12 protein-coding genes are annotated in these 14,300 nt (G+C 68.0%); 6 read left to right on the forward strand and 6 right to left on the reverse strand.

Features of this window, described 5'->3' with window-relative positions:
- Window positions 1–49 precede the first annotated feature (49 nt).
- Genes FJ386_05795 through FJ386_05805 form a run of 3 tightly spaced genes read right to left on the reverse strand, consistent with a single transcriptional unit; the run spans window position 50 to window position 3,083 of the window.
- Window positions 50–691 carry a MarC family protein gene (locus FJ386_05795; protein MBM3876216.1) on the reverse strand — a complete coding sequence of 214 codons (642 nt, stop codon included), beginning with the start codon at window positions 689–691 and terminating at the stop codon, window positions 50–52.
- On the reverse strand, window positions 688–2,103 hold the full coding sequence (locus tag FJ386_05800; protein MBM3876217.1) for a hypothetical protein: 1,416 nt from the start codon (window positions 2,101–2,103) through the stop codon (window positions 688–690). The genes FJ386_05795 and FJ386_05800 overlap by 4 nt, the downstream gene beginning before the upstream one ends.
- A gap of 38 nt (window positions 2,104–2,141) precedes the next feature.
- Complete coding sequence (locus tag FJ386_05805) at window positions 2,142–3,083, reverse strand: DHH family phosphoesterase (protein MBM3876218.1); 942 nt, start codon at window positions 3,081–3,083, stop codon at window positions 2,142–2,144.
- A gap of 87 nt (window positions 3,084–3,170) precedes the next feature.
- On the opposite strand from FJ386_05805, the gene lysS reads away from it, so the two are divergent.
- Window positions 3,171–4,634, forward strand: coding sequence for a lysine--tRNA ligase (lysS, locus tag FJ386_05810; protein MBM3876219.1), 1,464 nt, complete (start codon window positions 3,171–3,173; stop codon window positions 4,632–4,634).
- Window positions 4,635–4,662: 28 nt separating this feature from the next.
- Here the strand turns inward: lysS and pgl are convergent, their stop codons facing one another.
- The 3 genes from pgl to FJ386_05825 all read right to left on the reverse strand — a co-directional run bounded on the left by pgl (window position 4,663) and on the right by FJ386_05825 (window position 8,258).
- A complete protein-coding gene (gene pgl, locus FJ386_05815) occupies window positions 4,663–5,442 on the reverse strand; it encodes a 6-phosphogluconolactonase (GenBank protein MBM3876220.1) in 780 nt (259 codons plus the stop codon).
- Window positions 5,439–7,340: a hypothetical protein gene (locus FJ386_05820; protein ID MBM3876221.1), complete on the reverse strand. Its 1,902-nt coding sequence runs from the start codon at window positions 7,338–7,340 to the stop codon at window positions 5,439–5,441. Before FJ386_05820 ends, pgl begins: the two co-directional genes overlap by 4 nt.
- Window positions 7,341–7,403: 63 nt before the next feature.
- Entirely contained in the window at window positions 7,404–8,258 is an 855-nt protein-coding gene (locus tag FJ386_05825; GenBank protein ID MBM3876222.1) for a ParA family protein, read from the reverse strand.
- Between FJ386_05825 and FJ386_05830 the strand changes: the two genes are divergently transcribed.
- The 5 genes from FJ386_05830 (at window position 8,164) to FJ386_05850 (ending at window position 14,103) form a co-directional block, all read left to right on the forward strand.
- Window positions 8,164–9,681, forward strand: coding sequence for a polynucleotide adenylyltransferase (locus FJ386_05830; protein MBM3876223.1), 1,518 nt, complete (start codon window positions 8,164–8,166; stop codon window positions 9,679–9,681). The two genes, FJ386_05825 and FJ386_05830, sit on opposite strands and share 95 nt — an antisense overlap.
- A gap of 32 nt (window positions 9,682–9,713) precedes the next feature.
- A complete protein-coding gene (locus FJ386_05835; GenBank protein ID MBM3876224.1) occupies window positions 9,714–10,898 on the forward strand; it encodes an MFS transporter in 1,185 nt (394 codons plus the stop codon).
- Window positions 10,899–10,989: 91 nt separating this feature from the next.
- A complete protein-coding gene (locus tag FJ386_05840; GenBank protein MBM3876225.1) occupies window positions 10,990–11,829 on the forward strand; it encodes an HAD family hydrolase in 840 nt (279 codons plus the stop codon).
- 133 nt (window positions 11,830–11,962) lie between these two features.
- Entirely contained in the window at window positions 11,963–13,075 is a 1,113-nt protein-coding gene (locus FJ386_05845; protein MBM3876226.1) for a hypothetical protein, read from the forward strand.
- Entirely contained in the window at window positions 13,072–14,103 is a 1,032-nt protein-coding gene (locus tag FJ386_05850) for a carbohydrate kinase (protein ID MBM3876227.1), read from the forward strand. Before FJ386_05845 ends, FJ386_05850 begins: the two co-directional genes overlap by 4 nt.
- Window positions 14,104–14,300: the final 197 nt, after the last annotated feature.

The following is a 14,300-nucleotide window of genomic DNA, read 5'->3' on the forward strand; positions in this document are numbered from 1 at the left end:
TCGCCGGGTTGATCTCCGCGAAATGGATGTGGCCCGCCGGGTCACACGCTCACTTCACCACGCCGTGCTCCTTCAACAACGCCACGACGCCGTTGATCATGAACTGAAACGCGACGGCCGCGAGCAGCAGCCCCATCACCCGCGCGAAGATGCGCATCGCGATCGGGCTGATCCAGTTCGCCCCGCGCGCGGCGAGCTTGAAGATGAAGTAGCTCACGACGCACACCGCGACGATGCAGCCGTGGAGGGCGATCATCTGCTGGAGCGTCGCGGCCTGGTTGTGCAGCAGGATGGCCGTGGAAATCGCGCCCGGCCCGGCGAGCATCGGCATGGCAAGCGGCGTGATTGCGATGTCGTCCTTCTCCGTGCCTGCGTGCGTCTCCTCGCTCGTCTCCTGCACGGTGGAGCGCCTCGCGCGCAGCATGTCGAGCGCGACCAGAAGCAGCACCACGCTCGAGGCCATCTGAAACGCCGGCACGCTGATGCCGAGAAATCGAAACACCCATTTGCCAACGATGGCGAACGTGACCAGCACCGCCGCCGCCACGATGCACGCCAGCCGCGCCATGCGTGTGCGTTGCTCGGGCGTGTCCCGGGGCGTCATCGCGAGGAACGCCGGGATCGTCGCGATCGGGTCCACGATCACGAACAACGAGCTGAACGCAAGCAGCGTGAAGGCGAACAACGTCATCCCGTCTCCTCCCCTTCCCCGCCCGCCGCGGCCTGCGCCCCGACCGCGCACGGCGCGAGGATGGCGTCCTTCATGCCGTGGATGATCTTCTTGTCCGCGGGGCAAATCGTGGCGAGCACGCCGCCGAGTTTCGCGCGGGCCGCGTCGTGTTCGCCGGACACAAAGTAGTAGGGACACAGCCGCACCCGCCCAGTCATCGGCACGGCCTCGCCTCGGTCGAAGTCGAACCACCGCGATTGAACCGCGCGCGGCTTGTGGTAGCGCTGCAGCACGAACGGCGTGCGCTCAAACTCCGCGATCGCCCGGTCCACCGCCGCGCTCCAGTCGCCCGCCGACAGGTCGCAGCCGAGGAACACGCCGCGCGAACCCCACGCGTGCTCGGAGAAGCCGGACACTTTCAGAATCAATTCACGCTCGTGCTGCGAGAGAGCCTTGAGCTGTCGCCAGTCGGTGAGATTTAACTCGGGAATCGCCGCGTGCGCCGGCAGCGGCGCGGGATCCACGACCCACGAGAACGGCACGTGCGCGAGCAGGTGGTTGAAAAAGCCCGACCCCAATTCCTGCCGCCAGAAGTCGCGCAGGTTCCGGTTCCAGAGCAGCGCGAAGAGCATCTTCTCCTCGAACACCGGCTTGGGCGGCGGCGTGAGGCGGATGCGTTTCTCGTGCGCCGCTTTGAACAGGGACGCCGCGCCGGGGACGTTGGCCGCGTCGAACAATTCGAAGAACCGATACACCGCGTCGCCCGCCGCGAAGGCGGTGAACCCCGGTTCCTGAACCTGAATCCTCGAACCGCCAACCTCCGCCGCGACCCACTCCATCTCGGGTCGATACGTGGCGGACTCCTCCGAGACCACAACGTGAACGCGGGGCGCCGCGCCGAAAATGCTCGTGAAACCGTCGAGCATTCCACCCGCGCCGCCGATCACTTCGACCGGGGCCGTTGTCCGCGAATCCGGTCCGTCGTCTCCCGGCCCGCTCGTCGCGCGCGAGTAAGTCTTGCCGAGCCACGCCGTGAGGCCGATGCCACCGGGGACGCTGTCGAGTTCGGTGATGCTGAAGCCCGACTCGGTGAGGAGAATGTCCGGGCGGATGACGCGCGGCAGGTCGCTCTTGAACGCGTTGTCGCGCTGCAATTCAACCAGCGACGCGGGTTTGCCGAGGTCAAGCCAGCGCGCCACCCATGCCGGCTGCCTGCCCTCGACGCTCCGGCGATACAGCAGGTTCACCGCACGGTAGAATTGCAGGAGCACGCGGCCGAGTGATTCGAGTTCCGCCGCGAGTTCCTGCGGTATCGCGAAGGGCTCGGGCGCAATCCGCCACTGCTGGCCGGCGAACAGACCGCCTTCGGGCAGCGCGTCGCGGATGAGCCTCGCCCGCCCGGCGGCGGCGGGAATGTCGGGTGTGGACAGCATCGGGTCGGTCGATGATTGCCGCGACGAGGCTCGCGCAACTATCGCCGCGCCTCGGCCGCGGCGAACACGGCGGCCAGGTTGTTCAGGGGCGGGTCCTTCCTCGATGGCGGGTCGAGCAGCAGCCGCAGATACTCGATCGCGTCGGGGACATTCTGGACGTGCTTCGGAAGCGTGGCGCCCGCCGCGTTGGGATGCCCGCCTCCCTGGCAGAGTTGCGCGACCTTCAGCGCCGAGCCGTCGCGGCTGCGAAAACTCGCGATCACCGTGCGGTTGCCCTTCACGAAAAACGTTGCGAGCACGGCATGCGGCGTCGCCTGCTGCTCGAGCATCCGGTGGACGATCCGGTTCACGTTGCCGATCACGGTGTCCACGAAGCCCACCGAGTCGCTGAGCCGCCGCACATTCGCGCGGCTCCACTCGTAACCCAGCGGATCCTCGACGCGGTGCTTCACGGCCATCACTTCGAGCAACGGGTGATCGAGCAGGCGATCGGGCTCGCCCTCCACGAGCGCGTGGAGGTTCCAGAAGTTGTAAACCTTCACGAGGCTCGCGTAGTCGTTGGCCAGTTCGAAATCCGCGTCGTCATCGAGGAACAGGTCGGCGACGTTGCTCAAGTGAACGAGCCGGTCGAGCGCGGGCGTGGCGAGGCCGGCCTCGCGGCAAAGCTCGTAGCACAGCAGGGCGGCAGACTTCGCCGGGTCGTGGATGAGCCGCGCCTGCCGGGGCACGGCAGTCGTGGCGTGATGATCGAGGATGACCCAGTTCGACCGGTCGAGCCTCGGCTCGAAACTCAAGTCCGCAACCCACGCCGCCTTCTCGGGCAGGGGCCGCTGCTTCCACATGTTGTAGTGATACGCCTCCAGCGGGATGTCCGCGGCGAAGAGCTTCCGCGCCAGCCGCTGCAGCAACATGCCCGAGAGCAACCCGTCCAGGTCGCTCTCGTGCGTGAGGATGACTTCCGGCCTCGGCAAGGCGGTCATGCGCGCAACGTAGCCCGCGCCCGGCCTGTCGGCGAGCAGAAAGCCTGTCGACTTCGGCGCGCTCACGGTGTTTCATCGGCGCGCCGCATGGACGACACGAATTCACTCATCGAACAGCGCCGCGCCAAGCTGGCCTCGCTGCGCGCGAAGAAGATGGACCCGTTCAAGAACCGGTTCACGCCGGACATCGGGTGCGCCGAGGCGCGCGCGAAGTTCGAGCGCGGCGAGCTGGCCGAGGGCGCGCCCGTCGCCATCGCCGGGCGGCTCACGTCGCGCCGCGACATGGGCAAGAGCCAGTTCGCCGACCTCAAGGACCAGTCCGGCCGCATCCAAGTTTACGCGCAGAAGCAGGCGCTCGGCGACGAGCCGTTTGACCTCTTCAAGCACCTCGACCTCGGCGACTTCATCGGCGTGAGGGGCACGATGTTCAAGACGCGCATGGGAGAAATCTCCGTGAAGGCCGGGAGTTTCACCATGCTCGCCAAGGCGCTGCGACCGCCGCCCGAGAAGTGGCACGGCCTCGCCGACACGGAAATCCGCTACCGCCAGCGCTATCTCGATTTGATGGCGAACGACGACGTGCGCGCGACCTTCCTCAAGCGCAGCCAGATTCTCCACGAGATCCGCAACTACCTCCACGCGCAGGGCTACGTGGAGGTCGAGACGCCGATGATGCAGGCCATCCCCGGCGGCGCGGCGGCGCAGCCGTTCAAAACGCATCACAACGCGCTCGGCTGCGACTTCTTCCTGCGCATCGCGCTGGAACTTTACCTCAAGCGCCTGCTGGTCGGCGGCGTGGACAAGGTCTTCGAGATCGGCCGCAACTTTCGCAACGAGGGCCTCTCACGGAAACACAACCCCGAGTTCACCATGCTCGAGGCGTATCAAGCCTATGGCGATTACGAGACCATGATGGAACTCGTGCAGGGCATGATCTGCCACGTGGCGACCGCGGTGCTCGACACGCTCGTGATCGAGCACAAGGACGCCGAGGGCAAGGTCACCAAGACGATCAACCTCACGCCGCCGTGGACGCGCGTCCGCTACACGGACCTCGTGAAGCAGAAGGCCGGCGCGGACTGGTTCGACATTTCGCCCGCCGGCCGCCGCCAGCGCGCGCACGATCTCGGCGCCGAGATCACCAAGGACTACGCCGACTTCGAGGTGACCGGCGCGGTCTTCGAGAAGCTCATCGAGCCCACGCTCATCCAGCCGACGTTCGTCACGCATCTGCCGAAGGAACTCGTGCCGCTTGCCAAGCTCTCTCCCGACGACCCGGCGTGCGTGGAGGTCTTCGAGTGCTGCATCAACGGCCAGGAAATCGCGCCCGCCTACTCGGAGCAGAACGATCCCATCGAACAGCGCGAGCGCCTCGAACACCAGGCCGGTGGCGAGCAGCAGAAACTCGACGAGGACTTCCTCATCGCGCTCGAACACGGCATGCCGCCGGCCGGCGGCATGGGCTTGGGCATCGACCGCCTCTGCATGATGCTGCTCGGGCAGGAGAGCATCCGCGACGTGATCCTGTTTCCGCAGATGAAGCCGCGGTGACGCATCGCGGAGTTTCACCCTCGCGCCCTCAGGCGATGTCCGTGAAGACGGCGGTGCGCTCACGCAACCGGATCAGCCGGGCCAGGGGCGTTGTGCCTTCGGGCTGGAGTGATTCCCGGAGCGCGGCTTCCTTTCCCGGGCCCGATGCGAGCACCCACACTTCGCGCGCAGCGGCGAGGACCCCGTAACCGAGCGTGATGCGGCGCGGCGGCGGCTTGCTCGCGGTCACGGCCCGGTAGATTGCCGCGGAGTCCATCACCGCGTCGCTCTCGCCGGGGAAGAGCGACGCGACGTGCCCGTCCTCACCCATGCCGAGAAACACCAGATCGAGCGCGGGCCTGCCTGCTGCACCTGCCGGCGCGAGGCGAACCAGCTCAGCCGCGGCGTCCCGCGCGGCGACCTCCGGCTGCAACTCGCCGCGAATGCGGTGTATGCGCGCAGCGGGAACGCGCATCGGCGCGAGCAACCCCTCGTGAGCCGCCCGAAAGTTGCTCTCGCGATCCTCCGGCGCCACGCAGCGCTCGTCGCCCCAGAAGAACGCCACGTCCCGCAGGCTCACCCCGCGCTCGGCGGCGATTCGGGCTGTGGAGCCGAACAAGTCGCGCGCGATGCGCCCTCCCGGGAGGGCCACGGTGAACACGGGCGCCGAGGCGTGGCGGCACGCGAGGCGCTCGATCCAGAGCCCGGCGACTCCTGCGGCGAGCGCGGAGGCCGAATCAAATCGTTGGATCAGGTGGTCGCCCATTGGCGGCAGGTTCAGCAGGGGGCAGACGGGCAGGTCGGACCCGCCGGACACGTCGGATCTCACCGCTTCGCCAGTGCGCGGAGCTGCGGCACGTCGAAGTGCTCGAGCAAACCGAAGCAGAACATTTCGGGTTGCTGGCTCACGGCGACGTTTCGCCCGATCAATTCCTTGAGGCTGCCAAGCGGCTCCACCGTGTCCACCGAGGCGACGGACTTTTCCTCCAGGGCGGCGGCGACAAGCGCGACGACACTGGTGCGCGGGCCGATGCTCGCGAGGGAGACGGGCGCGCCGTGCTGCTTGTGCGCCCAACGCGCCACGGCCCCGACCTGGCTCGCCTGCAACCCCACCGGGCGGTCGCCCACGGACGCGAGCAGCAGTGAGAACAGCCAGTCGCGCGACGCGATCTTCGACTCGCCAAAGTAATACGGGTCCACCGCCACGACGCGCCGCCCGGCGGCGAGGTGCTTCTCGACCTCGGCGGCGGACGCCTTGCGCCCGGCGTCGCTGATGAGCACGACCGTTGTCTTCGCCTCACCGCGCGTGAGCTCGACCGCGGGCAGCGTCCATTCGCCCGCGAGCTTGAGCCGCCAGAACACGGCCTTCACGCCGTCCTTCTCCTCCGCGCCTGCGCGCCCGGCTTCGACGGTGTAGTCCTTCGCGCGGACAATGTCGCGCAGCTTCGCGCGGCGCGGCTTGAGCGCCGCCGCGTCCGCAGGCGCGCCGGCGTTCAACGGCAGGCTGCTCGCCAGCGTGAGCGCGAGCTTGTTGAAGTCCACGTTGTCCGCGGGCAGCGGCACGTCGAGCTGCTCCTTCGGCTTCACGTCGGACGGCAGCGCGCTTTCCTTCGCGGCGAACTCGTGGCTGCCCCCGTAGAACACGTCGCGCACGATGCGGTAGAACGCCTCGCGGTTGTCCTGGTCGAAATTGTGGTTGCCGGGCAGGTAGTTCACGTGCGAACGGAGCCGGTCCGGCTTGCCGTGCAGCTTGTATATGGGCTCGGCGGCGTCGAGCAGCGGCTGCAACGCGTGCCCGCTCGCGAAGCAGCAGTTGTCCTTCGCGTTCTTCGTGATCAGCGCGGCGCGGGGCGCGAGCATCGCGGTCATGTGCGCGTAATCGGTCCACAGCGCAAGGTCGTTCGGCGTCTGCTCGGAATCGCCAAGGTCGGAGTGGTTGCGCACGCGCGTGCGGAAGCTCGAGTAGCCGGCCACCGGGTTGCAAAGTGTCACGCGCGTGTCGAGCGAGCTGATGATGATGGTGCCCCAGCCGCCGCCGGAAAGCCCGCTGACGGCGACGCGCTGCGGGTCCGCCTGCGGCAGCGCGAGCAGGATGTCGAGCCCGCGCTTCATCTGGAGGAAGAACGGCGCCCACCCGCTCGTGCCGCACAGGTCGAGCTGGTTCATCGAGGCGTGCGCAAAGCCGGGCGTGCGAAGCTGCCCCATGCCGAACCACTCGACGTTGAGCGAGATGACGCCGTTGCGCGCGAGGTGCGCGCAGCGGACCTGTTTGTAGGGCGACTGCTTGCCGTTCGCGTCGTGGCCGTTGACGGCGAGGTGGACCGGCACCTTGCCGCTGATGTGCGCGGGCACGTAGAGCAGCGCGCACGTCCACATGCCGGGCAGCACTTCGTAACGCAGCTTGCGGATGCTGTAGCCGGGGCCGCCCTCGATGGTGTCGAGCCACTCGACCTTGCCTGCGTAGTTGCGCCATTGCGCCGCCGCGCCGCGATACACCACAAAGTCGAGCACGTCCGCGCGCATTTTCGACGCGAGCCTGTCCCAGTCGCCGGCGGACTTCACCGCCGGCATGAGCGGGACGTGATTCTCCACGTAGTCCTCGACCTCCGCCTGCGTGAGCCGCGGCCCGATGATTTCACGGGCGAGCATCGCCTCGACGCCACCGGGCGCGGCGCCGAGACCGGACGAGGCGAACGCGGCGAGGGATGCGAGGAGGACCCGTTTCATGGATGCGCGGAGCCTATCGCGCCGCGGCCGCGTGAGAAGAAAGAAGTGCGCGAAGTCCAGGCGTCAGAGCTTCAACCGCGCCGCGACCTCCTGCGCGAGCAACTCGTAGGCGGCCGCGGCAGCGGAATACTTGTCGTAGGCGATGATCGGCTTGCCGAAGCTCGGCGCCTCCGCGAGACGCGTCGTGCGCGGGATGAGCGTCTCGAACACCAGCTCGCCAAAGTGCTGGCGGACTTCGTCCACGACCTGCCGCGCGAGCCGGGTGCGCGCGTCATACATCGTCATCAACACGCCGAGCAACTCGAGCTTCGGGTTTACGCCGGAGTCGCGGAGCTGCGTGAGCACGCGGTTGATCATCGAGATGCCTTCGAGCGCGTAATACTCGCACTGCAACGGCACGATGAGTGAATCCGCCGCGGCAAAGGCGTTCAGCGTAAGCATCCCCAGCGAGGGCGGGCAGTCCACGAGGACGACCTCGAACCGTCCGTTCGACGCGACGGGACCCAGCGCAAGCCGCAACCGCTGCAGATGATTCTCCATCCGGGAGAGCTCGACTTCGATGCTGCACAAGTCCGGCTCGCTGGGCACCAGTTCGAGGCGCTCCCACGCGGTGTTCTGGATTTTCTCCGCGAGCGCGCCCTGACCGAGCAGCGCGTCGTAGGCGCTCGCGCCGGGAAGTTTCTCGAAGCCCACGCCGCTCGTCGCGTTCGCCTGCGGGTCCACGTCCACGAGCAGCACGCGGCGGCCGGCCCACGCGAGGCACGCCGCGAGATTCACCGCCGTGGTGGTTTTGCCCACGCCCCCCTTCTGGTTGGCGACAACGATGACTTTGGCCGGCACGCGGCGATTTAAGGGAAGCCCCGCGCACGGTGCAAGGAAGCAAACCGCGCGGGCGCGTCGCGTCGGACGCTTTGCCATCGGCCCCTGGCTGTGGGAGGGTTCGCCCGTGCACGTCCAACTGCCTGCCGAACTGCGCCGCATTCTCGCGGAGACGCCCGAGTTGCGGCGCGCGTATCTCGTGGGGGGGTGCGTTCGCGATTCGCTGCTCGGACTCGCCGTGAAGGACTTCGATGTCGAAGTCTTCGGCGTGAACTACGAGCAGCTCGAACCCGCGTTGCGCCGGCACGGCCGAACGGACCTCGTCGGCCGTTCGTTCGGGGTCGTGAAGCTCACCACGGGCAGCGGCATCGGCTACGATTTCAGCATCCCGCGCCGCGACCGCAAGGTGGCGCCGGGGCACACGGGATTCCTGGTCGGGTTCGATCCGAACATCACGCCCGCGGAAGCGGCGGGCCGGCGCGACTTCACCATCAACGCGCTGATGTTCGACCCGCGCGCGGGCGAGGTGCTCGACTTTCACGGCGGGAAGGCGGACCTGGGGAACCGCGTCTTGCGCCACACAAGCGCGGCGTTCGCCGAGGACCCTTTGCGCGTGTTGCGCGGGATGCAGTTCGCGTCGCGCTTCGAGCTCACTCCCGCGCCGGAAACGGTCGCGTTGTGCCGCAGCATCGCGTCGAGCTTCGGCGAGCTCGCAGTCGAGCGCGTCGGCATGGAGTGGTTCAAATGGGCGGCCAAGAGCACCGTGCCTTCCGCCGGGCTGAAGTTCCTCGCCGACGCCGGCTGGCTGGGGCACTTCCCCGAGGTCGACGCGATGCGCGGCGTGCCGCAGGAATCGGAGTGGCACCCTGAAGGCGATGTCTTCATCCACACATGCCATTGCTGCGATGCGCTCGCCAAACTCCCCGAGTGGCGGGCTGCGCCCGGGGACTCGCGCATCGCGTGGATGCTCGCGGTGCTCGCGCACGACTTCGGCAAGGCCACCACGACGCACCGCGCGGAGAAGGACGGCCGCCTGCGGATCGTCTCGCCCGGGCACGACGAGGCGGGCGTGCCGCTGGCCGAGGCGTTCCTCGCGCGCATCAACGCGCCGAACGCGCTCCGTGAACGCGTGCCGCCGCTCGTGAAGTGCCACCTCGCGCACTTGCAGACGATCACCGACCGGGGCGTGCGCCGGCTCGCGCGCCGCCTCGCGCCCGAGACCATCGAGGGCTTGTGCGTGGTCATCACCGCCGACTGCTTCGGCCGGCCGCCGCAACCGTGCGTCGTGCCCGAGACCGTGGCGACGCTTCGCGCCAAGGCCGCCGAACTCGAACTGCAAAACCGCTCCCCCCGGCCCATCCTGCTCGGCCGCCACCTCATCGAGCACGGCATGAAACCGGGGCCGCATTTCTCCGAAATCCTCGAGGCCGCATTCGAGGCGCAGTTGGAGGGGAAATTCAGCGAACTCGAGGGAGCCACCGCGTGGTTGCGGGCGCGGGAGCGCGGCGTGCGGCGCGGTTGAACGCGGCCATTGGCGCCCGTATTGTCCGCGCCGTGTTCGCCAACCTCGCCTCCGACTTGCGCGCGATGCCGCGCCCGCTGTGGATGCTCTTCGCCGGCACGTTCGTGAACAAGTTCGGCAGCTTCGTGATGCCGTTCCTCGTGCTGCACCTCACGAAGCACGGTCACTCGCCTGCAAAGGCGGGCCTGGCGGTGGGCGCCTACGGAGTCGGACACCTCGCGGCCTCGGCACTCGGCGGCTGGCTCGCCGACCGCATCGGCCGGCGCACCACCATCGCGCTCTCCATGTTCACGGGCGCGGCGGCGATGCTCGCGCTCTCGCAGGCGGAGACGTTCTCCACCATCACCGCGCTCACGCTGCTGCTCGGCGCGGCGAGCGAACTCTACCGGCCCGCGTGCTCGGCGCTCGTCACGGACCTCGCGCCGCCGGAGAAGCGCGTGACCGCGTTCGCGGTGTATCGGCTCGCGATCAATGCCGGCTTCGCGTGCGGCCCGGCCACGGCGGGCTTTCTCGCGGAGAAGTTGTTCATCTGGCTCTTCATCGGCGATGCGATCACTTCGGCGCTGTTCGGGGTCATCGCGCTGGCGACGCTGCCCGACGGCGAACGCCAGCGCGGCGACAAGGCGGACTGGCGCGCGGACTTGAAGCAGGTCGCGCGCGACCGGGAGTTCCTGTGTTTCCTGCTCGCGGTTGCGCCGATCACGTTCGTGTTCTTCCAGATGACAGCGTCGCTGCCGCTTCACGTGCGCGACGTGGGGCTGTCGAGCGCGGCTTACGGCGTCCTCATCTCGCTCAACGGGCTCATCGTGGTCATCTGCGAACTGCCGCTGACGAGCGTCACGCAGCGGCTCCCCGCGCGGCCCGTGATGGCGCTCGGCTACCTGCTCACAGGCCTCGGCTACGCGCTGACGGCGTTCGCGCGCGACGCATGGACGCTCGCGGGCACGGTGCTCGTGTGGACGCTCGGCGAGATGCTCGCGTCGCCGGTCTCGTTGGCTTACGTGGCGGGACTCGCGCCGCTGCACATGCGCGGGCGCTACCTGGGGATGGTGAGCGTGGTCTGGGCGCTCGGGCTCATCGCGGGGCCGACATGGGGCACCGCGCTCTACGCGCACGACGCTCCCCAACTTTGGGCGCTGTGTGCGGGGTTGGGAGTGGCGTCCGCGCTGTGCGTGTGGGTCGGGCCGGAGCGGCGACAGGTCGAACAGGTCCCATGAGACATGGGCAGCGACTGAACTCCGGCAACGCCCGCGCGGCACTCGGCCCGCCGTTGACCTTCCCCGCCCCGCTCGCGCAAGATGCCGTCACATGGTCGCCGCCGCCCCGAAGTTCTCCGGATTGGTCGAGTTCACGCCCGCGTTCGCGCCTCGCCCGCGCGTGAGCCACGTGCTGTTCGACTTCGACGGCACGCTGTCGCTCATCCGCGAAGGCTGGCCCGCGGTGATGGTCCCGATGTTCGTCGAGATGCTCCCGCGCCGGCCGGGCGAGACCGAGGCGGATCTCGCGCGGTTGATGACCGGCGACATCATGCGGCTCAACGGCAAGCAGACCATCTACCAGATGATGCAGCTCGCCGAGCGCATCCGTGAGCGCGGCGGCGAGCCGCGCGAGCCGCTGTGGTATAAGCACGAGTATCTCCGCCGCCTCGAGGAACGCATCCGCTCGCGCACCGACGGACTTCGCAGCGGCGCGATCGCGCCCGACACCTTGCTGGTGCTCGGGTCGCGCACGTTGCTCGCGGACCTCCGCCGCCGCGGACTCACGCTGTATCTGGCGAGCGGCACGGACGAGGTCTTCGTGAAGCGCGAGGCGGGATTGCTCGGGATCACGGAGTTTTTCGGCGGCCACGTTTACGGCGCGCTCGACGACTTCAGGCAATTCTCCAAGAAGATGGTCATCGAGCGGCTGCTGCGGGAGAACGGGATCGCGGGCGAGCAACTGCTCGCCTTCGGCGACGGCTATGTGGAGATCGAGAACACGAAGGAAGCCGGCGGCCTCGCGGTCGCGGTCGCGAGCGACGAGGCGCACAACGGCTCCGGCCGTTTCGACGAGTGGAAGCGCGAGCGGCTGCTTGGCGTCGGCGCGGACGTGGTGATCCCGGATTTCCGCGATGGGGTGGCGTTGATGGACTGGCTGCTGGGAAAGTGACGACGATGAACGCGACCTTCCCGCTTAATCCCCATGCTGCTCCTCATCTCCTTCCTGTTCGCGGAGATGCCCGAGGATCAGGGTCAAGAGCAGGATTGGGATTGGGCAGTGAAGCAGGAGGAAGGATGCTGTGATGTTGAATCCGCATCGACCGCTCGACCTCGACCAGGTCAGGGTCTTCCCGCTTGCCGGGCGCCGCAGCGAGGCGCGCGTGGAAGACATCCTCATCGAGCCATCGTCCCAGCCACCCGCGCTGGAGCCGCGAGCCAGCGACCTGGTGCACGGTTGCGCGCAACGCGTGCGCGAGGCGCTCGCGGGCGGGCGCACGGTGATGCTCATTTACGGCGCGCACCTCATCAAGAACGGCGCGCACCTGCTGCTTTGCCAGATGCTGGACCGCGGCTGGCTCACGCACCTTGCGACGAACGGCGCGGGCATCATCCACGACTGGGAATTCAGCTACCTCGGCCGCTCCACCGAGAGTGTGCGCGACAACGTCGCCACCGGCACGTTCGGCACGTGGGACGAAACCGGCCGGCTCATCCACCTCGCGCTGCTGGCCGGCGGCGCGCGCGGACTCGGCTTCGGCCGCTCGCTCGGGACGTTCATCTACGAAGACGGCGCCATCCTGCCTGCCGAGAGGGAATTGCTCGAAGCCGTGGCCGGTCACCCGATGGATCCGCTGGCGCCGGCGAAGCTCGACCTCGCGCGCGCGATGCGGAAGTTCGGCCTGCAACCCGGACCCCAGATTCACCTGCACCCGAACCGCAATGTCTCGCCGCTCGCTCAGGCCGTGCGCCACGACGTGCCGTTCACGGTGCATCCGGGCATCGGCTACGACATCATCGCGAATCATCCGTGGTTCAACGGCGCGGCGCTCGGCCGCGCGGCGGAGGCGGACTTCAAATGGTTCGGCGGCGCGGTCGAGCGACTTGACGGCGGCGTGGTGCTCTCGGTCGGTTCCGCGATCATGGGGCCGCAGGTGTTCGAGAAGAGCCTGAGCTGCGTGAACAACATCCGCCTCGCGCAAGGCCGGCCCGTCGTGGCCGGGCATCACATCTACGTGGTGGACTTGCAGGACGGCGGCGGCTGGGACTGGTCGAAAGGCGAGCCGCCGAAGGACAATGCGGCCTACTACCTGCGCTTCTGCAAGAGCTACTCGCGCATGGGCGGCACGATGCACTATGCGCAATGCGACAACGTGGCGTTTCTGCACAACCTCTTCGCCGCGCTGACGAAGCCGTGACTCCGGCCCGCTTCAACGAAATCACCTCGCGCTACGCTTCGCTGCGCCTCGCGGTCGTCGGCGACTTCTGCCTGGACCGCTACCTCGAAATTGACCCGGCGATGCAGGAGACGTCCATCGAGACGGGCCTGCCCGTGCACAACGTGGTGAACGTGCGCTCGCAACCCGGGGGAGCGGGGACGGTGACCAACAACCTCGTGAGCCTGGGAGTCCTCACGATACACACGATCGGATTCCGTGGTGAGGATGGCGAGGGATTCGAGTTGGAAAACGCATTGTCGGGCCTGCGTGGCGTCCGGCCCGGTGGCTTCGTGCGCACGCCGCTGCGGCGGACGTTCACCTACTGCAAGCCGCTGGTCGTCTCCCCCGGCAGGCCGCCCGTGGAATTGAACCGGCTCGACAGCAAGAACTGGTCACCCACGCCCGCGGTCGTGACTGGCGAAGTGATGCGCGCCCTGAACGTCGTGCTCCCGAGTCTGGATGCGCTCGTCGTGCTGGACCAGGTGAACGTGGCTGACACCGGTGTCGTGACCACAGCCTTGCTCGGGGCTTTGCAAACGGCCTTGGAGCGTTATCCGGTCAAGACCGTCATCGGCGACAGCCGACGCTCGCTTCGCGGCTGGCCCGACGTGATGCTCAAGATGAACGCGGCTGAACTCGCCGCGCTCACGGGAATGGCTGCGACATCGAACATGGCCGACTTTTGCGCGGTCGCGCGGAAACTCGCGCACACACACGGCCGCAATGTGTTCGTCACCTTGTCCGAGCGCGGCATCATCGGCGCGACGCCCGCGGGCGAAGTCGCGCACGTGGCCGCCCCGCCCGCGCGCGGACCGATAGACGTGGTGGGCGCGGGCGACGCCGTGACCGCGAACCTCGCCGCCGCGCTCGCCGCGGGCGCGACATTGCGCGAGTCGCTCGAACTCGCCATGGCCGCGGCCTCCATCGTGGTCCACCAACTCGGCACGACGGGCACGGCGGGCGTGGAACAGATTCGCGCGTTGCTCGTGGCGGAGGCGCGTTCCTGAACCACAAAGTCACGAGGGACACAAAGGGGCAAGGCTTGGCGTCCCCGCCTTCTTCGTGTCCTTCGTGTCGTTGTGGTTGAAACGATTCTCCAGCGTTTCCCTGGAGCGCCGCCCGGGGGTCAGGCCGCGCGGCCGGTGAGTTCGGCCGCGCCAAGCACCGCCCGGTTGACGACCTTGTCGATGAGTGCCGTGGGATT

Source organism: Verrucomicrobiota bacterium, from assembly GCA_016871675.1.
Taxonomy (GTDB): domain Bacteria; phylum Verrucomicrobiota; class Verrucomicrobiia; order Limisphaerales; family VHCN01; genus VHCN01.

Excerpts from the sequence above, each read along its gene's own strand:
- FJ386_05825 (MBM3876222.1), bottom strand. The coding sequence starts at position 8,258 with ATGGCAAAGCGTCCGACGCGACGCGCCCGCGCGGTTTGCTTCCTTGCA.
- FJ386_05840 (MBM3876225.1), top strand. The coding sequence starts at position 10,990 with ATGGTCGCCGCCGCCCCGAAGTTCTCCGGATTGGTCGAGTTCACGCCC.
- FJ386_05830 (MBM3876223.1), top strand. The coding sequence starts at position 8,164 with ATGACTTTGGCCGGCACGCGGCGATTTAAGGGAAGCCCCGCGCACGGT.
- lysS (MBM3876219.1), top strand. The coding sequence starts at position 3,171 with ATGGACGACACGAATTCACTCATCGAACAGCGCCGCGCCAAGCTGGCC.
- FJ386_05800 (MBM3876217.1), bottom strand. The coding sequence starts at position 2,103 with ATGCTGTCCACACCCGACATTCCCGCCGCCGCCGGGCGGGCGAGGCTC.
- FJ386_05805 (MBM3876218.1), bottom strand. The coding sequence starts at position 3,083 with ATGACCGCCTTGCCGAGGCCGGAAGTCATCCTCACGCACGAGAGCGAC.
- FJ386_05845 (MBM3876226.1), top strand. The coding sequence starts at position 11,963 with ATGTTGAATCCGCATCGACCGCTCGACCTCGACCAGGTCAGGGTCTTC.
- FJ386_05795 (MBM3876216.1), bottom strand. The coding sequence starts at position 691 with ATGACGTTGTTCGCCTTCACGCTGCTTGCGTTCAGCTCGTTGTTCGTG.
- FJ386_05820 (MBM3876221.1), bottom strand. The coding sequence starts at position 7,340 with ATGAAACGGGTCCTCCTCGCATCCCTCGCCGCGTTCGCCTCGTCCGGT.